The organism is Winogradskyella sp. A3E31 (genome assembly GCF_046720935.1).
GTDB lineage: Bacteria > Bacteroidota > Bacteroidia > Flavobacteriales > Flavobacteriaceae > Winogradskyella.
In genome coordinates, this window is record NZ_JBHNWH010000007.1 from 171,405 (window position 1) to 192,801 (window position 21,397).

General features: G+C 35.8%; 17 protein-coding genes. 13 read left to right on the forward strand and 4 right to left on the reverse strand.

The window, feature by feature from the left end:
* Positions 1–2,346: a choice-of-anchor L domain-containing protein gene (locus tag ACFEMA_RS10420; RefSeq protein WP_411768137.1), complete on the forward strand. Its 2,346-nt coding sequence runs from the start codon at positions 1–3 to the stop codon at positions 2,344–2,346.
* A 48-nt stretch (positions 2,347–2,394) separates the two neighbouring features.
* A complete protein-coding gene (uvrB, locus tag ACFEMA_RS10425; RefSeq protein WP_411768138.1) occupies positions 2,395–4,401 on the forward strand; it encodes an excinuclease ABC subunit UvrB in 2,007 nt (668 codons plus the stop codon).
* 111 nt (positions 4,402–4,512) lie between these two features.
* Here uvrB and ACFEMA_RS10430 read toward each other — a convergent pair whose 3' ends face one another.
* On the reverse strand, positions 4,513–4,914 hold the full coding sequence (locus ACFEMA_RS10430) for a TerB family tellurite resistance protein (protein WP_411768139.1): 402 nt from the start codon (positions 4,912–4,914) through the stop codon (positions 4,513–4,515).
* Between the two features lie 169 nt (positions 4,915–5,083).
* On the opposite strand from ACFEMA_RS10430, the gene ACFEMA_RS10435 reads away from it, so the two are divergent.
* Together ACFEMA_RS10435 and ACFEMA_RS10440 are read left to right on the forward strand one after the other, a co-directional pair.
* The gene (locus ACFEMA_RS10435) at positions 5,084–5,869 is read left to right on the forward strand and encodes an alpha/beta hydrolase (protein WP_411768140.1); all 786 of its coding nucleotides are present in this window, start codon (positions 5,084–5,086) and stop codon (positions 5,867–5,869) included.
* Positions 5,870–5,924: 55 nt separating this feature from the next.
* Entirely contained in the window at positions 5,925–6,173 is a 249-nt protein-coding gene (locus tag ACFEMA_RS10440) for a DUF1456 family protein (protein ID WP_411768141.1), read from the forward strand.
* A gap of 30 nt (positions 6,174–6,203) precedes the next feature.
* Here ACFEMA_RS10440 and ACFEMA_RS10445 read toward each other — a convergent pair whose 3' ends face one another.
* From ACFEMA_RS10445 to ACFEMA_RS10455, 3 genes are all read right to left on the reverse strand, one after another.
* On the reverse strand, positions 6,204–6,542 hold the full coding sequence (locus tag ACFEMA_RS10445) for a hypothetical protein (protein ID WP_411768142.1): 339 nt from the start codon (positions 6,540–6,542) through the stop codon (positions 6,204–6,206).
* A 161-nt stretch (positions 6,543–6,703) separates the two neighbouring features.
* Positions 6,704–7,894, reverse strand: a complete 1,191-nt coding sequence (sucC, locus tag ACFEMA_RS10450; RefSeq protein WP_411768143.1) for an ADP-forming succinate--CoA ligase subunit beta — start codon at positions 7,892–7,894, stop codon at positions 6,704–6,706.
* A gap of 147 nt (positions 7,895–8,041) precedes the next feature.
* A complete protein-coding gene (locus tag ACFEMA_RS10455) occupies positions 8,042–9,583 on the reverse strand; it encodes a hypothetical protein (RefSeq protein ID WP_411768144.1) in 1,542 nt (513 codons plus the stop codon).
* Between the two features lie 151 nt (positions 9,584–9,734).
* Here ACFEMA_RS10455 and lysA point away from each other — a divergent pair, with 151 nt between their 5' ends.
* The 9 genes from lysA (at position 9,735) to ACFEMA_RS10500 (ending at position 21,380) form a co-directional block, all read left to right on the forward strand.
* Positions 9,735–10,943: a diaminopimelate decarboxylase gene (gene lysA / locus ACFEMA_RS10460; protein ID WP_411768211.1), complete on the forward strand. Its 1,209-nt coding sequence runs from the start codon at positions 9,735–9,737 to the stop codon at positions 10,941–10,943.
* Between the two features lie 206 nt (positions 10,944–11,149).
* On the forward strand, positions 11,150–11,689 hold the full coding sequence (locus tag ACFEMA_RS10465) for a nuclear transport factor 2 family protein (protein WP_411768145.1): 540 nt from the start codon (positions 11,150–11,152) through the stop codon (positions 11,687–11,689).
* 93 nt (positions 11,690–11,782) lie between these two features.
* A complete protein-coding gene (locus ACFEMA_RS10470) occupies positions 11,783–12,508 on the forward strand; it encodes a hypothetical protein (RefSeq protein ID WP_411768146.1) in 726 nt (241 codons plus the stop codon).
* A 179-nt stretch (positions 12,509–12,687) separates the two neighbouring features.
* On the forward strand, positions 12,688–13,818 hold the full coding sequence (locus tag ACFEMA_RS10475) for a hypothetical protein (protein WP_411768147.1): 1,131 nt from the start codon (positions 12,688–12,690) through the stop codon (positions 13,816–13,818).
* A 45-nt stretch (positions 13,819–13,863) separates the two neighbouring features.
* On the forward strand, positions 13,864–15,279 hold the full coding sequence (locus ACFEMA_RS10480) for an MBOAT family O-acyltransferase (protein WP_411768148.1): 1,416 nt from the start codon (positions 13,864–13,866) through the stop codon (positions 15,277–15,279).
* Between the two features lie 6 nt (positions 15,280–15,285).
* A complete protein-coding gene (locus ACFEMA_RS10485; RefSeq protein ID WP_411768149.1) occupies positions 15,286–16,473 on the forward strand; it encodes a DUF1624 domain-containing protein in 1,188 nt (395 codons plus the stop codon).
* A 49-nt stretch (positions 16,474–16,522) separates the two neighbouring features.
* Entirely contained in the window at positions 16,523–19,771 is a 3,249-nt protein-coding gene (locus ACFEMA_RS10490) for a PDZ domain-containing protein (protein ID WP_411768150.1), read from the forward strand.
* Between the two features lie 332 nt (positions 19,772–20,103).
* On the forward strand, positions 20,104–20,295 hold the full coding sequence (locus ACFEMA_RS10495; RefSeq protein WP_411768151.1) for a hypothetical protein: 192 nt from the start codon (positions 20,104–20,106) through the stop codon (positions 20,293–20,295).
* Between the two features lie 299 nt (positions 20,296–20,594).
* Positions 20,595–21,380, forward strand: coding sequence for a DUF6090 family protein (locus tag ACFEMA_RS10500; RefSeq protein WP_411768152.1), 786 nt, complete (start codon positions 20,595–20,597; stop codon positions 21,378–21,380).
* Positions 21,381–21,397: the final 17 nt, after the last annotated feature.

Genomic DNA, 21,397 nt, shown 5'->3' on the forward strand with positions numbered 1-21,397 from the left:
ATGAAGTATTACCTCATATCCATAGCCTTTTTCTCGTTCCTATTAGGTTCTGCTCAGAATATTACTGTGGACAGTCAGTCCTTTACTCCCCAACAACTCATCGAAGATATTTTAATTGATAGTGACTGTATTGAAAACGTAGTCGTCACCAATGTGGTAGGTGGTGATTTTGGCGGTTCTGATCAGAGTTATGGCTATTTTGATGCTACTGGAACACCTTTTCCTTTTCAGAATGGCATTGTTTTAAGTACTGGGAGACTTGCAAACGTCCCTGGCCCGAATTCAACCTTGAGTGATGATGATGCCACGGGCTGGTCTGGGGACAATGATCTAGAAACCATATTAAATGAAACCAACACGACAAACGCTACTATACTTGAGTTTGACTTTACAGCTGTAGCATCTGAAGTGAGTTTTAGATATATTTTTGCTTCTGAAGAATACCAACAAGGTAATCCGAATAGCTGCCAATTTTCTGATCTATTTGGGTTTTTAATTCGTCCTGTTGGTCAAAATCAATATGAGAATATTGCTTTAGTGCCAGATACAAATACTCCTGTAAAAGCAACGACTGTTACACCTGGAGTGCCAGGTTCTTGCCCACCTCAAAATGAAACTTATTTTGGAATGTATAACGGCACTGTTTCCCCGATTAATTTTAATGGACAAACGGCCATATTAACAGCAACCGCACAAGTAGTGCCAAATGACACTTATCATGTAAAATTAGTTATTGCGGATGAACAAAACTTTAGATTTGATTCTGCTGTCTTTTTAGAAGCTGGTAGTTTTCAACTCTCAACTGATATAGGTCCAAATAGACTATTAGCTACTGGTAATGCTGTTTGCGATGGAAATACTGTAATTCTCGATGCGACATTACCTGGACAAAATTCTTATGATTGGTTTAGGGATGGTGTTTTAGTACAATTCGATCCTTCAAATTGCTTAAACTGTGGTACTTATACCGTAGATCAGCCAGGAACGTACAATGTTGAAGTAGGCTTAGCTAATAATTGCATTGCCTATGGCGAAGTGGTTATCGAATATTCTCCAAATCCCATAGCTAATGACGCTACATTGACTGAATGTGATTTCAATCAAGATGGATTAACAGTCTATAATCTCTTTGACGCTACTGAGGATTTAACCAATGGTGACACAAATTTGGTTGTTGCTAATTTTTACTTGAATGAAGCCGATGCTATTGCCAACACCAATGAAATTACAAGTTTTTCAAATTTCGAAAATACCAGTCCCAATCAAATTGTGTATGCTCGTGTTTTAAACCAAGCTAATTGTTTTGATATTGCTGAGCTTCAATTGCAAATTTCAAATAATCAAGTGACCATTCCAGATTTGGAAGCCTGTGACGAAGGTGATATTGATGGGTTTACAACTTTTAATTTGGGTAATATAAGACCAACTATTGAAAATCAAATTCCGCCAGATGCCATACTTTCATTTTATGAGACCGAAGATGATGCTATTAATAACAGTAATTTATTACCGTTAAATTTTGAAAATACCACTCCTGATTTTCAAACCCTATTCGTAAAAATCGAAAGCAACAATCAATGCTACGCTATCAGTCAGGTTAATCTTGTTGTCCTTTTTACGCCCATGATTTCTGAAGATGAAACTGTGTATTATTGTGAGAATACATTCCCGGAAACACTTAGATTATTTGGTGGAGTACTTAATGATTCTCCTAGTAATTACTTATACGAATGGCAATTTAACGGCACCACAACTTCTGTGAACACATCCTTTAATGACATCAACCAAGCTGGAGTCTATACGGTTATTATAACAGACCCAAATGGATGCAGTAATAGTAGAGACATCACTGTGCTATCCTCTGATATAGCTTCAATAAATAATGTTGAAGTTGAAGGCATAGGCAATTCCAATACGGTAACTATATTCGTTTCTGGAAATGGTGATTACGAGTATGCTTTAGACAATCCTGATGGGATTTATCAAGATGATAATACTTTTGTGAATGTCACACCTGGTTTTCATACTGTTTATGTTCGGGATAAAAATGGCTGTGGCATTGTGGAACAATTGATTTCAGTTTTAGGTTTCCCAAAGTATTTTACACCAAATGGAGATGGAAATCACGATTTTTGGCGTGCAGCCGGAGTTAATTTCGAATTATATCCAAATCTTGACATACACATTTACGATCGCTATGGTAAACTTATAACCAGTCAAAATAGCTCAAGTGCAGGTTGGGACGGCACTTATAACGGTGCAAAATTACCAAGTTCGGACTATTGGTTTACCGCTAATTTGGGGGACGGAAGAAGTTATTCAGATCATTTTACGCTAAAACGCTAAGCGTAATTTTCATTTTATTTAGGACTTCTTAATCCTTAACTTTGTGACATGCGATTTAAGATAAAATCAGACTTTAAACCTACTGGTGATCAACCCGAAGCCATAAAGCAGTTGGCTGAAGGGATTACTGCAAAGGATAAGTACCAAACGCTTTTAGGGGTGACGGGTTCTGGTAAGACGTTTACAGTTGCTAATGTCATCCAAGAGGTGCAACGGCCAACTCTGGTTTTGGCGCACAACAAAACATTGGCGGCCCAATTATACTCTGAGTTTAAGCAGTTTTTTCCTGACAATGCTATAGAATATTTTGTCTCGTATTATGACTACTATCAACCTGAAGCTTACATTCCGGTATCAGGCGTATATATTGAGAAAGACCTTTCTATCAATGAAGAGATAGAAAAGATGCGTCTGAGTACGACCTCTTCCCTACTCTCTGGCAGACGTGATGTTTTGGTGGTTGCATCTGTTTCCTGTTTGTACGGTATCGGTAACCCTGTTGAATTTCAAAAAAATGTAATTACTATTGAACGCGACCAAGTCATTTCGCGTACAAAATTATTACACCAATTGGTTCAAAGTTTGTATTCAAGAACTGAAGCTGATTTTAAAAATGGAAATTTCAGAATAAAAGGAGACACGGTTGATGTCTTCCCTGGTTATTCGGATAATGCCTTCCGAATTCATTTTTTTGGTGATGAGATTGAGGATATTGAAGCGTTTGATGCCCACACCAATGAGGTATTAGAGCATTATGACCGATTAAACATCTATCCTGCCAATATGTTTGTAACCTCACCAGATGTATTGAACGGAGCGATCAAAGACATTCAAGACGATTTGGTAAAGCAACATGATTATTTTAAAGATATCGGTAAACATCTCGAAGCTAAGCGTCTTAAAGAGCGTACGGAATTCGATTTAGAGATGATTCGAGAACTCGGGTATTGCTCGGGTATTGAAAACTATTCAAGATACTTAGATGGACGTGCACCAGGGACCAGACCCTTTTGTTTGTTAGACTATTTCCCAGATGATTATTTAATGGTTGTGGATGAAAGTCATGTTACCATTTCGCAAGTACATGCCATGTATGGTGGGGACAGAAGCAGAAAAGAAAACTTGGTAGAATATGGTTTTAGATTACCAGCAGCCATGGATAATCGACCATTAAAGTTTGAAGAATTTGAAACCCTACAAAATCAAGTTATTTATGTCAGTGCTACACCCGCTGATTATGAGTTACAAAAATCTGGTGGAGTCTATGTGGAACAGGTCATTAGACCAACAGGACTTTTAGATCCTATTATTGAGGTGCGCCCAAGTTTAAATCAGATTGATGATTTAATAGAGGAAATTCAACAACGTGTTGAAAAAGATGAACGAACCCTTGTAACAACTTTAACCAAACGTATGGCAGAAGAGTTGGTGAAGTACTTAACTAGGATTTCTATCCGATGTCGCTACATTCATAGTGACGTTGATACACTAGAACGTGTAGAGATCATGCAAGATTTACGGAAAGGCATTTTCGATGTGTTGGTTGGTGTCAATTTACTGCGTGAAGGATTAGATCTACCAGAAGTCTCGTTGGTTGCAATTCTCGATGCGGATAAAGAAGGTTTTTTACGTTCTAACAGATCATTGACCCAAACTGTCGGAAGAGCAGCAAGAAATCTCAATGGAAAAGCCATTATGTACGCTGACAAGATTACAAATAGTATGCAAAAAACTATTGATGAAACCAATTACAGAAGAGAAAAGCAATTACAATACAATACCGATAATAACATTACACCAACTGCATTAAAAAAGAATTTAGATAGTGCACTTGCTAAAAATTCTGTCAGTACCTACCGGACTGAATTAGATGCTAAGATTGCTGCTGAGCCCGAAAGTAAATATCTAACAAAAGGTGAGCTCGAAAAGAAGATACGGGAAAAGCGAAAGATGATGGAAACGGCTGCAAAAGCCTTAGACTTTATGGAGGCAGCGCGTTTTAGAGATGAAATTACGGCCTACCAAGAACGTTTAGAGACGTTGAAGGTGAAATGATTTTAGTTCAGGTTTTATTCAATTATACGATAATGAGATTGCCACGTCCTTCGTCCTCGCAATGACATAGTCTTTCTTTTTTGACTGGATACTTGTGACTGCGACTGAAGACTAGTTATACTGCACCTTAAAAATATCAATCAAAAAATCTGGTGGCACAATTTTATTGGGGAAGCTTTCCATTAAATCCAAAACTCGACTAATAGATTCATGACTAAGTCCCATTCGTAATCCAAAATTATAGATTTTAACGATTTGCTTGCTCGTAGAATCCTTACTGATATTCATTAATAATACCAAGCGATGGAATTGCACTATACGCTCACTAAAAGACTTTAAGTGTACATAAGACACCGGATGTTCAAAAAGATATTCAAAATCGGCCTGTGATATTTCTAATTGCTGTGCGACTCCTAACAAGAAGTTGTATTCTATCGCTCTTATATTATCATCAGCTTGAGCAAATGCTATCATCTCCGAGAGCAAACTCAATTTTTCAACTCTATTTATCATGCTTAGCTATAGGGATTAATTAACTAATGTAAAGTTAAAAAGGAGCAATTAATTATTGTCGTCGATATAGCGTATCTTGTCGAAAAATTAGTTGTACTTAGTCGGTTTTTTTAAACTTTTATCAATGCAAGGTCACAATTTTACTAACTTCAAAATACTTGTAATAATTTTGTTATCAGTATTTTACGTTAACCAAATCAATTCTCAAAATAGTGTTTCTGAGCAAATTCTGAGTTTTTCCTTAAATGCTCCACAACTCGACACAGATAAAACGATTTGGGTTTACTTACCGGTATCATACAAAACTTCTGAAAAATCATATCCAGTCATCTATATGCACGATGCTCAGAATCTATTTGATGCTGAATTATCTTATGCTGGCGAGTGGAAAGTTGATGATTATTTAGACACATTATCAGAGAATGAAAGCATCATTGTTGGTGTAGCACACGGAAATGAAAAACGTATTGATGAACTAACCCCTTATAAACACGAAAAATATGGTGGTGGTAAAGGTGAAGCTTATCTCGATTTTATAATAAACAACGTAAAACCATATATTGACAATACGTATCGCACAAAAACAAGTTCAGCATCCACTACAATTTTCGGTTCTTCACTTGGTGGATTAATGTCCTTCTATGCGGTTATAAAATATCCTCATATATTTGGAAAAGCAGGCGTGTTTTCACCAGCCTTTTGGATCAACCCAGAAATCTATGAATTAGTAGAATCTAACAACATCCAACCTACTTCGAAATTTTTCTTTCTAGTAGGAACAGAAGAGGGTGAATCTATGGTGCCTGATATGGAAAAAATGATAACTTTATTAAAATCTAAGGGTTTAGGTTCTGATCGAGTTCAATCCAAAGTCATAGAGGGAGGAAAGCATAACGAAGCTTTGTGGGCAACTCATTTCCCTGAAGCATACCAATGGCTAATGACTAACGACTAACGACTAATGACTAACGACTAACGACTAACGACTAATGACTAATGACTAATGACTAATGACTAACAACGACATTTTTAAAAAACTAAGAGTAGCTCATAAATTACGTGATGATGATATTGTAAAAATCTTAGCCTTGGTAGATTTTAAGGTCTCAAAAAGTGAACTCAATGCTTTTTTTCGAAGAGAGGATCATCCTAAATACATGGAATGTGGTGACCAGATTCTTAGGAATTTCCTTAATGGTCTCATTATTCATTTGAGAGGGCCAATGCCGAAAAGAAAAAATTCCCCCTCAAATACATGAGAGAGAATTTTTAATTAAATAGAATACATCTTAGCTTGTAGCTTCTATTTTAACAGGGATGGTGTAAATTTGAGAACCATACCCATTACGTTCAACCTTTTTGTAGTTAAGTCGTCTTTTAATAAAGTTTTTTACACCTTCATCAGTAGACTCTACTGATAATACAACGAACTCATTGTCGTTATTGATCATAAAAAAGACCTTAGCTTCAACAGATTTCTCCACTTCAAAATTTGGTTTTTGAAGAAGTTCACTTACAGACTCAGTTAAGGATTTCGGTTCAGCATCTTTTGAAGGGTTTGTGCTTGCTGAAACAGCACTGCTAAACGTAAATACTACGACTAGCGCAAACATTTTTAATGTTTTCATGATTGTTTGATTTTTGATTGATACTAATTAATAGACTGAAGTTAAGACAAAATGTTACAAGTTAAGCTCCTTATTAACAGTGTTTAACACAGGTTGTGAGTGTATTAACAAAAAAAGCCCTCAAAATTGAGAGCCTTCTTAATCTATATTTATAGCTTTTACTAAGCCAAAACTTCTTGTACTTTATCTGCAGCTTCTTGGAATTCTGTAGCACTTAATACATCTAGTCCAGAGTTATCAATCAACTCTTTTGCTATGTCTGCATTTGTTCCTTGTAATCGTACAATAATAGGTACTTCAATATTACCCATATTCTTATAGGCATCTATAACACCTTGCGCCACGCGATCACATCGAACGATACCCCCGAAAATATTTATTAAGATCGCTTTTACAGCTGGGTCTTTTAAAATGATTTCAAAAGCAGCCTCAACTCTCGCTGCATCTGCAGTACCACCAACATCTAAAAAGTTTGCCGGTTCACCTCCTGCTTGCTTAATTAAATCCATCGTCGCCATCGCCAAACCAGCTCCATTAACCATACAACCGACGTTACCATCTAAATCAACATAGTTTAAGCCTTTTTCACCTGCTTCAACCTCGATTGGATTTTCCTCTCTTAAATCTCGTAATGCAGCCAAATCCTTATGTCTAAATAATGCATTATCATCTAAAGATACTTTAGCATCAACGGCCATTATTTTATCATCACTGGTTTTTAATACCGGATTGATTTCAAACAATGAAGAATCAGACTCAACATAAGCTTTATATAAAGACGTCACAAAACGTGTCATATCCTTAAAAGCAGCACCAGATAAGCCTAAATTAAAAGCGACTTTACGAGCCTGGAAAGGTAAAATCCCTGTTGCAGGATCAATTTCTTCAGTAAAAATTAAATGTGGAGTTTCTTCTGCTACGGTTTCAATATCCATTCCACCTTCAGTAGAATACATAATCATATTACGTCCGTTAGATCTGTTCAATAAAACAGACATATAGTATTCTTCTGGTTCAGAATCACCTGGATAATATACATCCTCAGCCACCAAAACCTGATGTACACGTTTACCTTCGGCAGAAGTTTGAGGAGTCACTAAGTCCATACCGATAATCTGGTCAGCAATTGACTTTACCTCTTCCAAGTTCTTCGCCAACTTAACACCGCCACCTTTTCCACGGCCACCTGCATGCACTTGTGCTTTAATCACGTGCCACCCTGTCCCAGTATCCTCGGTTAATTTTTTAGCAGCGTTTACAGCTTCTTCTGGATTTTGAGCGACGATTCCTCTTTGGATACGTACTCCGAAACTACTTAACAATTCCTTACCTTGATATTCGTGTAAATTCATTTTTGAATAGAAATTTTTAGATTTCAGATCGATACAACTTCTGTATCGAAAATAGATATGCAAAAATAAGCATCCTAAACCGTTTCTCAAATTAATTTAATAGTGAAGTGATTTTGAGTTTAAGATACAGGGTACAGCTTTATTAATTCAATCAACCTTTGTTGATCTTAGCGGAGTATTTAAGATATAACTGTTTTTTATTTCTAACTTATTAAGTTTTTGCCCCCTTAAAGGCTTCATTTTATCTACAAAATTTAAATTGGTATTTAACAGCTTATTCTCAAAAATCTCTTGGACAAAATATTCCCTAAATTGATATACTATTTTAACTTGGGGTTTATATATTTCACGACCAGTCATATCCTTTAAGTTTCTTACCATAAAATTAAGGTATTTCATTTCTTCCTTCCCTAGATTGGAGTATAAGCCATGAGAATCATCAATAAAAAGTCTTAAAGTGGAATCATTAACAATCTGCCTATCTTTTATTTTTATGCGGTTTCTTTGAAACTCAATTCTAAAACTTCTATTTCTAACTGTTTTAAAATCGATGTTAGAATTGAACGTCAACTCAAAATATTTATCACTGGGATTATAAGTGACTTTAGACTCTTTAAAAACATCATTATCTGCAACTACAAATCTGTTATTAAAACTGATGTAACTAAGGTGCATCTCATCACTATACCTTTGGTATTCTATTTTTACAGTGAAGATTGGATTGGACTTATCGACGTCATTTACTGTATAGTTGAAAGCATAAATTGAAAAATCTCGCAATGAGAGTATTATACTGCCAACTACTTTGTGCTTGTAGCTTGTAGCTTTGTGATCATTTGTAAAAGTAATTGTAACCAAAGGGTCGTCATCCTTAAAAAACACTTTAGATCTCTCAAATTTATGAAGCTGTAAAAATTCTTTATTTAAATGATAAACAAAAGAAAATGAATTTTGGTCAAAATTTCTAATGGGATTATGGACATTCAGAATGCTTAGTTCATTTCCACCAAAAGACAAAATCTTTGCCCCTTGAACAAATTTAGATTTTCCGTTATAAGCTTTTGAAAATTCCGGATTAACTTTGAATACTGAATTATTACCAAATTCATAAAATACACTTTGATTGGTTGAATCTATTAACTTTAGACTATTAATTCCACTGTCGAATTGTTCTAAAATACCTTCATTAAGATTAAAATATTGATTATCAAAATATTGATAATCTCTGTAATACCCGATATTAGAATGTGGTTGTTTTGGTAAATTTTCAGTTATTGAATGTACTGCCTTATAGACCAACTCATAAGCAGTCATTCTTTTTGTGGATTCTAAAATAGGCTTTAGATTTTTTTTAGAAACTCGTAAAATTACTGCATCCAAGGTTTCAATCTGTGGTGTGAGGGTAATAACGTTTATTATTTTACTATTCAAAGTACGTAAGTCAACCTCTAAAGGCTGGTAACCTAAAGAATTTAAAACCAATACAGGGGCATCATTAATATTTGAAATAGGGTATCTAAATTGCCCAAAGAAGTCGGCAACTAAGCCACGTTGAGAGTCCTTTATTCTTGCCGTTGCAAATGATATCGGTTCGGATGTTTCAATATCTCTAACTTCAATCAACAGTTCGGATTGAGCGCAGAGCGAACCGAAAATGAAAGCAAGTAGTAAGGTAAAATAGGTTTTCATAAAAAATAAATGTAAATATAGAAATCCATTTCTTTAGAATAAATTGGATAAAATAAATATTGTTATATATTTAACAATATGTTGAAATAATGGTAAAATTCAATGAATTCATTCCCATTTAGACTTAAAAAAATATATTTGAAAAAAAATAATAATGTCTCAACAACTCTTACAAATAGCAAAAGATTTTGGAAGCCCTGTGTATGTCTATAATGCTGAAAAAATAGAGCAGCAATACAAACGCTTAACCAAGGCTTTTGGCAAGGTTGAACATTTAAGGGTAAATTATGCCGTAAAAGCACTGTCTAATATTTCAATTTTAAAGTTTTTTAATTCGTTAGGCTCGGGATTAGACACTGTATCCATCCAAGAAGTGCAATTAGGGCTTAAAGCTGGTTTTGAACCTGAACAAATTATTTTTACACCAAATGGTGTTTCTCTTGAAGAGATTGAAAACGTCGCAGAATTAGGCGTTCAAATCAATATAGATAACTTATCTATTCTGGAGCAATTTGGCACAAAACACCCTAAAGTTCCTGTATGTATTAGAGTCAATCCTCATGTTATGGCAGGTGGTAACACTAATATTTCTGTTGGACACATCGACAGTAAATTCGGAATCTCAATTCATCAAATGCCTTTACTAAAGCGTATTGTTGAAAATACTAAAATGAACATCAATGGCATACACATGCATACGGGTAGTGACATTTTAGATATTGATGTGTTTTTATATGCCAGTGAAATTCTATTCGAAGCTGCTAGGAATTTTAAAGATTTAGAGTTCATTGATTTTGGGTCCGGCTTTAAAGTACCATACAAAGAGGGTGATATTGAAACCAATATTGAGGAATTAGGAGAAAAATTAGGGCAGCGCTTCAACGACTTCTGTGAAGAATACGGGAAAACTTTAACCCTAGCCTTTGAGCCTGGAAAATTTCTTGTCAGCGAAGCAGGAGTCTTTTTAGCTAAAGTCAATGTGGTAAAACAGACCACTTCTACAGTATTTGCACAAATCGATTCGGGTTTTAATCATCTAATACGCCCAATGCTTTATGGTTCTCAACACGAGATTAGTAACATTTCAAATCCAAAAGGAAGAGAGCGTTTTTATTCCGTTGTTGGCTATATCTGCGAGACAGACACCTTTGCTAACAACCGCCGTATCAATGAAATTAATGAAGATGATATTCTCTGTTTTAAAAATGCAGGTGCCTACTGTTTTACAATGGCGAGTAACTATAATTCTCGCTATCGCCCTGCTGAAGTTTTAATTTATAATGGGGAGGCTCATTTAATTAGAAAACGAGAGACGTTTGATGACATCTTGAAGAATCAAATTGAAATTGACCTAAGATAATATATAAATGAATTAGTATAAATTACAATTTTAAGTAATTAATAAAATTTTTCTATTTGGTGAATGTTAAAATTTTAACTACTTTTAACATTCCACCCTATACTTTTTCACCCATTCTACAAAAGCAAGTATTGCTTTTTTTACATGTTTTTCACCTTGATGTTATTGTGTTTTTTTTGACTATTAATCAACTAAATCAATACATTATGAAACAATTATTTTTATTAGGACTTTCCCTAATTCTTTTTACATCCTGTCAAGAACAGCAAACACGGTACACACAACAATCGCCAGAAATTGACACTGTAAAGCAGCATATTGCAAATTACAATGCCATGGACTATTCTGATATGAGCCACATGGCAGACTCAAGTAAAACTTATTTTAATTCCAAAAAAGATTTTATGACAAAATCCGATTTGGCAGACTATCACAAAGCCAATGACGCTAATTATTCTTCTCGCGAATTCTTAAAAGAGGACCAAGAATTTGAAATGGTCGTTACCGATGATGGAGAGACTTGGGTCAATTGCTGGTTAGATTGGAGAGGTACTATGAAAGAAAGTGGAAAAGTGATAGACATTCCTGTTCACTTAACCTATCAGTTTGTAGATGGTAAAATTGTTCGCGAAGTTGGTATGTGGGATCCAACCGAGGTTGTTTTGGATTTACAAGCCACAGCTATGGCAAAGCAAGAAATGGAAGCTGCTGATGACATGTCAGAGTCTGACACTGAAGACATGTAGCTTTATGATTAAATTCATTCCAAATTTATCATTTGAAGCAACTTATAATGTTATTGGTCAAAATATAATATCAACCAATTAAATCAATACATTATGAAAAAATTAATTTATTTACTTTTTGTACTTCCCCTATTTGCATTTGGGCAAGACAACTCCCAAGATCACATTATCAATATCACCCATATTAAAGTGAAAATGGGGCACGATGCACAGTTTGTTGAAGGCGTTAAAATGTATAAGGAATGCTACAATAAGGCTGGTGGTGAAAATAATTGGGATTTTTGGCGTCGCGTACAAGGTGAAGCTGGGGTATATGCCGTTACTGACATGATGGCCAATTGGGCAGAAATGGATGATGACAGTGATGAAGCAGGTCAGAAATGTGTGAGTATATTCCCAAATTTTATTGCACCACACATGAAGTCCATTTATTCTAGCATTACAGAGTCTATTCCTGAAGTGAGTAAAGACGGAAACGAAAACAATGACAAAGTATGGGTCACTTACTTTAATGTTGACAATAGCGCCGATTTTATGTCGGTAATTAAGGCAGTATCAGGTGCTGTAAAAGATAAAGAAGGTGACGAACGTGCCTGGTGGTATAGCGTTGCTGGTGGTAGTTCAGACGCTCCTGATTATATGGTCGTTTGGCCATTTGATAAATATGCGGATCTCGATGAAGACATGGACGGTGTTTGGAAAATCTATGAAGATGCTAATGGAGAAAAGAAAGCCGACGAGATGAGAGCTAAATTTAGAGCTTCTGTAAAAAGTAGTTCCTCCTATATCTATGACAGAAACCCTGATATGTCTAATTAAAATTTGATAACAATTAAATTAGAAAAGTGCTTCAATAAGACGAAGTACTTTTCTTTTTATTATAGTTTATTGTATAAGGTATCTATATTTTAACTAATATTATATCCAATTCCCCAAGTCTTTATAAAACAACTAATTATAAGACTAATGATTTTCTTATTTAAACTTCTTTTTTTTGAATGCAACCTACACATGCATTTCATTTATACCAAACCAACACACCAACCACTATGAAATTAAAATTTTCCTTAATTCTTGCCTTATCTATAACCTTAATCGCAACAACTGTATGGGAACTCTATTGGAGAAATCAAGGTTACTATCCAACACTAAATGACGAAAAAGCATTGTGGTCTATGGAAAGAGCCAAAGTCGAAGAAGCATCTGATGAAGATGTTATTATTTTAGGGTCATCGAGAGCATATTTTGACATACAAGTTGAGGAATGGAAAGAACAAACAGGTAAATATCCTATTCAACTGGCTTCCACAGGGTCGTCACCATTGCCTACATTTCATGATATTGTGCACAACACAAATTTTAAAGGTACCGTGATTATTGGTGTGGCTCCTGGTTTGTTTTTCTCTACCTTGATGCCTGAAGCATTTCCTTGGAAAAGACCTCAATCTAAAATCGATTATTTTGAGGATGAAACTTATGCGCAGAAATTAAACTTTAGATTGTCTATTCCGTTACAAAACAACTTAGTTCTAATATCTGCTGATGAAGAGGAGTGGTCAGATGATATTGATTTAAAGGCATTACTCAATCGTTATAGAATTGGGGATAGAACTGGAAGCCCAGAATATCCTCCTTTCAATAATTTCGGTGATGTTTCCATTCCAAGAAACATGGCACTCTCGCACAGAACTGAAACCGATAAGGATTTTGCGCAAACGGTTATTGATGTCTGGAATTTTGAACCTCCCAAACCACCTAAATCAGAACAGGATAGCACTAACTCAAAAAAACCTGAAGAAAACAAGCCTAAATGGCCAGATAAAGAAGGTACTACAGCGTTCTTTATGGAGGATCTTAAAACCTTTAAAGAAAGAAACGGTACTGTTGTATTAGTAAGATGTCCTTCTAGCGGTAAAGTGAGACAAGGTGAAATCAAAGATGTCCCTAGAGAACGTTTCTGGGATTCTTTGGTTAAGGTTGCTGATATACCTAACTACCATTTTGAAGATTATGAGCAATTCAAAAACTTAGAATGCCCTGAAGAATCGCATTTATCTAAAGGCGATGCAGATTATTTTACGAGGGAGCTAATAAAGCTCTTAAGAAATGATGGAATCTTAAATCAATAAATTGCCATCTAACTTCATTTATCCACCAACCAATACTAACTAATTATGTTATTTAATTCACTAAGTTTTGTTCTGTTCCTAATCATTGTTCTTATTCTGTATTATACGAAGCTATTTGGCTGGACAGGAAAAAAACGTATGCTATTGCTAGCAAGTTACGTCTTCTACGGTATGTGGAATCCACCTTTGGTTATTCTGCTTTGGATTTCTACTATAGTGGATTGGACGGCTGGTAAACGCCTAGCAACTGAAGACAACCAAAGAAAACGAAAGTTATGGCTTATGTTAAGTATGTTCGTAAACTTGGGTTTCTTGGCATTTTTTAAATATGGAGATTTCCTTTTAGAAAATTTTGTATTGTTATTAAATTCAATCGGTATTGAGTTTCAAGCACTGCCTATGGACATCATTCTGCCGATGGGGATTTCGTTTTACACCTTTCAAACCATGTCTTACACCATTGACATGTATAAGCGTAAAATTAAACCGGCTAGAACGTTTTTAGATTTTGCACTGTATGTCACCTTCTTTCCTCAATTAGTTGCTGGGCCAATTGTAAGAGCAAAAGACCTCATCACCCAGTTTTATGAAGAAAAAAAGGCAACAGCTGAACAATTTATGTGGGGATTGTTTTTATTGACTATTGGTTTATTTCAAAAAGTTGTTTTAGCAGACACCTTATTAGCAGATACATCCGATGCCGTTTTCGGCTCACCAGAAATGCTACATAGCATAGATGCATGGATTGGTACTTTGGCATTTTCTGGTCAGATATTCTTTGATTTTGCAGGTTATTCCACATGTGCTATAGGTATAGCCCTAATGCTTGGCATCATTCTACCTGACAACTTTAGGTATCCTTATGCCTCTATTGGCTTTTCAGATTTATGGAAACGCTGGCACATATCATTGTCAAGTTGGCTAAAGGATTACTTGTACATTCCTTTAGGAGGAAATCGTCATGGTATTACTAGGATGTATGTGGCTCTTATGCTTACGATGTTACTTGGTGGTTTATGGCATGGCGCTGCTTGGACATTTATCGTATGGGGTGGATTACACGGCACCTATTTAATTGTTGAAAGACTCCAAAAACAATTTGTGCCATTTAAGGTCACAAAATGGAACGGTATTGCCTTAGCTTTCTTAACATTTACATGCGTTAATATCACTTGGGTGTTTTTTAGAGCTCGATCATTCGATAAAGCTTGGAATATGATAAAAGCCATGTTTTATGTTGAAACTGATGGGGAAAAAGTTCTGGGCTATTTTACAATACTACAAGTCAGTGTATTAATCACTATCTTGTTTATTTGTCATTGGTTAATGCGAAATACATCAATGAAAGAAGTTTCACTTAAGACAAACCCTTATGTTCTTGGTATTGTCTGGGCAATAATGACTTTCCTCATTATTATATCACAAGGTAGTGGAGAACAATTTATATATTTTCAATTCTAAATCAATATGACGTCATCAATCAAATCAAAGCGTATAGAATCCATCGACATCCTTAGGGGATTGGTAATGGTTATTATGGCACTAGATCATGTGCGAGATTATTTTCACCTTAATGGTTTTATCTACGATCCAACAAATTTAGATACCACTACGCCAGAATTATTCTTCACAAGATTTATAACCCATTTTTGTGCTCCTGTTTTTATTTTTCTTTCTGGGACTTCAGCCTTCTTATATGGTAGAAATAAGTCTAAAGGGGACTTATCAAAATTCCTGTTCACCAGAGGGCTTTGGTTGGTTTTTGTTGAAATCGTTATTATGAATTTCCTTTGGTGGTTCGATCCGTCATTCGGATTTATAAACCTTCAAGTCATTTGGGCTATCGGAATATGCATGATCGTTTTGTCCCTTTTAATTCATTTACCAAAAAGGATACTTTTAGTCCTTGGGCTTTTAATTGTATTTGGTCATAATTTTTTAGATGGTATCAGCATGCAAGGCACTAATTTTAATGCCCTTCTTTGGTACGCTCTGCATCAAGGTGGTTTTGTTCCTTTTAGCCAAGAATTTGCTATGGCTTTTACGTACCCCATACTAGCATGGATTGGAATCATTGCTTTGGGGTATTGCTTCGGGCAATTGTACACTAAAGACTTTAAGGCAGTAACCCGCAAAAAGAATTTGTTATTTTTGGGACTATCAGCAATTGCTCTATTCTTTATACTTCGGGCATTTAATATTTATGGTGAAAGCAACCACTGGTCTCAACAAAGTGATTTGAGCTATACTATTATTTCATTTTTTAATGTGACAAAATATCCGCCATCACTTTTGTTTTTATTCATTACACTTGGCCCTGCCCTATTGTTTATCCGTTGGGTTGAAACTATTAAAAACAAGTTTACGGATGTTCTCTTGGTATATGGAAGGGTACCTTTTTTCTATTATGTGCTTCATATTTTGGTCATTCACTTAGCGGCTATGGTCGGACTTGAACTTACTGGTGGTAGTTGGAAACAAATGATATTAACCAATGATGTTTTTATGCAAGGTAAACTGGTAGGCTACGGCTATTCTCTATTCACCACCTATTTGGTTTGGATTGGCATCGTTATTCTACTCTATTTTCCAAGCAAAGCATACATGACCTATAAATTAAAAAACAAGGATAAATGGTGGTTGAGTTATTTGTAACTTTATAGCACTTGAGTTCGTCTAAATTTTTAAATCAATCAGTCTTAATATGAAACTTCTCAAAAACTTTCAATTCTTAACTTTAGCTCTACTAGTTTTTAATTTTACTTTTAGTCAGGACACACGTCTGTTACGCCAACCCGATATTAGTGACAATCAAGTTGTTTTTACCTATGGTTCAGATATCTGGATTTCAGATCTCAACAGTTCTGAAGCTACACGTATTACAAGTACACCTGCCGTAGAATCCAATCCTTACTTTTCACCGGATGGCAACTGGATTGCCTTTACATCGAACAGAGCAGGCACAAATAATGCCTATCTGGTTTCAAAAGAAGGCGGGCAACCGATGCGTCTAACATGGCACCCAAGTGGTTCTGTAGTTAGAGGTTGGAGTCCTGATGGCAAGCACATCTTGTTTGCAAGTAACAGAGAAACCGCACCTAGTGCCTATAATAGATTATATACTATTTCTAAAGATGGTGGCGTTCCAAAATTGCTAACAAAGCAATGGAGCAACGACGGTTCTTTTTCACCAGATGGTAAAAGAATGATTGTCGATAAGATGGATCGATGGGATACCGAATGGCGTGCCTACAGAGGTGGTCAAAACACACCTTTGTTTATTTTAGATTTAGACTCGCAAAGCGAAGAACTTCTACCTCATGAAAACACAACAGATATTCAACCTTTATGGCTAGGTGATAAAATTTACTTTTTATCAGATCGAGATTTAGTTGCTAATATTTGGTCTTACGACCCTGCATCGAAATCATTATCCCAGATAACTAACTTCAAAGGCTCAGATGTAAAATGGATATCAGCCCATAAAAATACGATTGTATTTGAACGCGAAGGCTATTTGCATACCATGGATATTAATTCTGGAGACACAAAAAAGCTCTCAATTAACGTCATTGGTGATTTCCCTTGGGCTGAACCTCAATGGGAAACTGTGACTAATTCTGCACGTTTTGCTTCATTATCGCCAAATGGCAAACGCGCTATTATGGAATCTCGAGGAGATATTTTTACCGTTCCTGTTGAATTTGGAGATTCTAGAAACATTACAGCGACTTCTGGGACAGCAGATAGAAGACCGATTTGGTCTCCCAAAGGAGATAAAATTGCTTGGTTTTCTGACGCTAGTGGAAAAGGGTATTCCTTAATGCTCTCATCTCAAGATGGACTTTCAGAACCAGAATCCATTTCAATCGGCGAATCTAAATTAGCGTGGAATCCAACTTGGTCACCCGATGGAAAACACATCTCATTTGTGGATGACGATGTGCGTTTAAGAGTTTTAAATCTTGAAACCAAAAAAATTAAAACTATTGATATTGGCGGTGTTAATATAGAACGTGGTTCTATTAGAATGAATTGGTCGCCAGACAGCCAATGGATTGCATACGACAAATCTGGTAGCAATAATTTTAAGCAAATCTATATCTACTCCATAGATTCTGATACATCGACGGCAATTACAGACCCTTTTGCGGATTCCTTTTCCCCAACTTGGGATTTAAACCATAAGCAATTGTACTTTTTAGCTAGTACTGATGTAGCATTAGGTTCAGGCTGGGCAAATACTAGCGCTATGACAGCCAATCCAGAATATGCTGCTTATGTCATTAATTTAGATGCCAATGATGACTCTCCGTTTCAACCTAAAAGTGATGAAGAAAAAGTTGAAGAGTCTTCAGATGAAAATGATGATGAAAAGCCAAAAGAAAAAAAGGATAATGGAGCCAAAGAAGTTACTATTGATTTTGAAGACATAAATAGACGTACATTACCATTGCCAATTCCTGTTAGAAATTATAACTTCATCATGGCTGGCCCAAAAGGAACAGCTTTTATTGGAGAACGTATTCCTAACAGTCGTGGTTTAACACTGCACAAATTCAGTTTGGACAAACAGGAAGCCAAAGACTTTTCAGAAGGTGTTGGTTCAGTTTACATCACTCCAAATGGGAAACATATGCTTGCTCAAATCAATGGTAGCTGGAAAGTCATTTCCACTTCTGGAGCTGATGCAAAAGGTGCTAAGGACATAAAGCCAAATCTTCAAATGAAATTAGATCGCTCTGCTGAATGGAAACAGATTTTTGAAGAAGCTTGGCGCTATGAAAGAGATTATTTCTATGATCCTAATATTCATGATAGAGATTGGGATGTTGTTTACAAACGCTATGCTCCTTTGGTTCCATTTGTAAAGCATCGCAGTGATCTTAACTATATATTGGATCAAGTCAATGGTGAGTTGTCGGTTGGTCATAGTTTTGTGCGTGGCGGGGATTATCCAGATGTAGATCGCTCTCAGGCAGGATTGCTTGGTGCTGACATGAGTGTGAGTAATAACCGCTGGAAAATTGACCGTATCTACACCACAGAAAACTGGAATCCTGGGTTATCAGGACCTCTAGATGCACCGGGGTTAGATATTAAAGAGGGCTATTTTATTGTTGGTATCAATGGTGAGGAACTAAAAGGAAGTGATAATTTCAACAGATTTTTAGATGGAACATCCGGTAAGCAAACAATTCTGCATATTAATGATAAACCTCAATTTGAAGGGCATTGGACAGAAATTGTAGAACCGATTAGAAGTGAGAATGCATTGCGCCAACGGACATGGGTGGAAGATAACCGCCGTATGGTCGATAAACTATCTAACGGAAGATTAGGCTATGTTTGGGTCCCAAATACTGGAGGACCAGGATTTGTCTCATTTAATCGTTACTATTTTGCACAACAAGACAAAGAAGGTGCTGTCATTGACGAACGCTTTAATGGTGGTGGTTTATTAGATGACTACATGGTTGATTTAATGACCAGAAGTCTTAGAGCAGCTATTACAAATGAAGTGCCAAATGGTAAACCGATGACATTACCTGCCGGGATTTTAGGCCCAAAAGTGTTGTTGATAAACGAACTTGCAGGATCTGGAGGAGACTTCTTCCCTTGGGTATTTAGACAACAAAACGCAGGACAATTAATTGGTAAACGGACTTGGGGTGGATTAGTAAAATCCTCAACGCATTATAGAATGATAGATGGAGGCTCCTTAACCTCACCAGACAATGCCGTTTTTGACCCTATAAATAACAAATGGATTGCTGAAAATGAAGGCGTAGCACCAGATATTGAAGTGAGGCAAGATGCAAAAGCTCTAAATAACGGTGGTGATCCACAATTAGAGCGTGCTGTAGCTGAGTTATTGAAACAACTGCCTGCTAAAAAAGAAATCAAAGCACCTAAATTTCCTAAGCCTGCCACAGGGAATAAAGGGAATTGATAATGTATATTATTAGTTATTAGAGTTAAGACCGATACGCTATTAGAACTAAGAAACAAGATATAAATAATCTCGTTTCTTGGTTCTTTATTCTTGTTTCTTGATAGTAATTATATGTCGTGAGTATAAATACTAAGCATTTTAAGAATTAAATTGAATAGGGTATTTTTATTATTGAAAGAAATTTCTGCACATTATATGTAACAATTTAATATATTCATACACAGATAAATAGTACACCAACCAAACTACGGACTCTCCTACCCAAATTTCATAGACACTCTTTGAAACTATATTTGTTATGTTATTTACTAACTTAAAACCAAGAACCTATGGGAATTTTCTGGGAATTAATGCAACAAGACGAATTAGACAAACAGCAAAAACAAGCTGATAGTGTCGAAGACCGTGTGGATCAGCTTGAAGCCGAATTAACCAAAACAAAAGCTTTGTTGCGCAAAACTTTAGAGGCACTCGAAATGCACATCAGTACTGATATTGATGGTGATGGCAAGCTTGGATGATAAAATTATTTGTCATTCCGTCCCGATAGTTATCGGGAATGCGGAATCTACTTTTTTCTTTAAATGGATTCCTGCCTTGTGCCATCGCTAAAGCTTAGGCGACACGCGATCGCAAGAATGACAATGCTCTTTGTGTATGATTAAATTTTTTAGATTATCGAAACTTTATTTTGCAAAGCAAAATCAAAGGTCTTGCTTGTCCGAAGAAGCACTTTGTGCGAAGGCGGATAGACCTTTGGCTGAGATAGCCCTGCCTGCCGGCAGGCAGGCGCTTTGCGGAAAAAATAGAAACCTAAAATATGATTAAGTTCTTTAGACGAATTAGATACGACCTTATGAGTGAAAATCCACAAGAACAGTCCAGTCGGACTGGTAAAACCACACGCTATTTTAAATACGCCATTGGAGAAATTGCTCTTGTGATGATCGGTATTTTATTAGCATTGCAGGTTAATGATTGGAATGAAAATCGAAAAACCATAAAACAAGAAATAAATATTCTAAAGCAATTACAAAGTGACCTCAAAGAAAATTCCGTAGAAGTTAAGGAAACTAATGATTTAACAAAAAATCGAGTCGACTATTCAAAAATGATTCTTTCCTATCTTGAAGAGAATCGGCCAGTGGATGACTCTTTAAAGCTTGCCTTTGAGTGGTTAACAACAGATGGATTGTTTAACGTCGCCAACACTACCTATAAATATATCGAGAATCAAGGCATAAATGTTCTTACTAACGATGGCTTAAGAGCACAGATAACAGAAATGTACGAAAGGCATTTTAAAAATATTACTATCCGTGAAAGTCTTAATTGGGCTTTATTGAACGATAAACTCTTTCCTTTGATGGAAGTAGATTTTAAAAGTTCAAAAGCAATAATTAATGATGATGAAATGGGAATTGAATTAGGACTAAATGAGCCTTTGGACATGAATGCTTTGAGCCAAAACCAGCAATTTAAAAATGTGGTCCTTAGAATCCATAATTGGCTCAAATTACGCTATAAATGGCAAAATCAAACCATAATAGAATTAGAGGCCCTTATATATGATGTAGATGCTGAAATTAAAAGATTAAGCCCTTGATAAAATTCTTTAGACAA

Bases quoted from the DNA above. Each gene is read 5' to 3' on its own strand.
- ACFEMA_RS10420 (WP_411768137.1), top strand. From the start codon at position 1: ATGAAGTATTACCTCATATCCATAGCCTTTTTCTCGTTCCTATTAGGT.
- ACFEMA_RS10500 (WP_411768152.1), top strand. From the start codon at position 20,595: ATGATTAAGTTCTTTAGACGAATTAGATACGACCTTATGAGTGAAAAT.
- uvrB (WP_411768138.1), top strand. From the start codon at position 2,395: ATGCGATTTAAGATAAAATCAGACTTTAAACCTACTGGTGATCAACCC.
- ACFEMA_RS10470 (WP_411768146.1), top strand. From the start codon at position 11,783: ATGAAAAAATTAATTTATTTACTTTTTGTACTTCCCCTATTTGCATTT.
- ACFEMA_RS10485 (WP_411768149.1), top strand. From the start codon at position 15,286: ATGACGTCATCAATCAAATCAAAGCGTATAGAATCCATCGACATCCTT.
- ACFEMA_RS10475 (WP_411768147.1), top strand. From the start codon at position 12,688: ATGCAACCTACACATGCATTTCATTTATACCAAACCAACACACCAACC.
- ACFEMA_RS10455 (WP_411768144.1), bottom strand. From the start codon at position 9,583: ATGAAAACCTATTTTACCTTACTACTTGCTTTCATTTTCGGTTCGCTC.
- ACFEMA_RS10445 (WP_411768142.1), bottom strand. From the start codon at position 6,542: ATGAAAACATTAAAAATGTTTGCGCTAGTCGTAGTATTTACGTTTAGC.
- ACFEMA_RS10495 (WP_411768151.1), top strand. From the start codon at position 20,104: ATGGGAATTTTCTGGGAATTAATGCAACAAGACGAATTAGACAAACAG.
- ACFEMA_RS10430 (WP_411768139.1), bottom strand. From the start codon at position 4,914: ATGATAAATAGAGTTGAAAAATTGAGTTTGCTCTCGGAGATGATAGCA.
- ACFEMA_RS10480 (WP_411768148.1), top strand. From the start codon at position 13,864: ATGTTATTTAATTCACTAAGTTTTGTTCTGTTCCTAATCATTGTTCTT.
- ACFEMA_RS10440 (WP_411768141.1), top strand. From the start codon at position 5,925: ATGACTAACAACGACATTTTTAAAAAACTAAGAGTAGCTCATAAATTA.
- sucC (WP_411768143.1), bottom strand. From the start codon at position 7,894: ATGAATTTACACGAATATCAAGGTAAGGAATTGTTAAGTAGTTTCGGA.
- ACFEMA_RS10490 (WP_411768150.1), top strand. From the start codon at position 16,523: ATGAAACTTCTCAAAAACTTTCAATTCTTAACTTTAGCTCTACTAGTT.
- ACFEMA_RS10465 (WP_411768145.1), top strand. From the start codon at position 11,150: ATGAAACAATTATTTTTATTAGGACTTTCCCTAATTCTTTTTACATCC.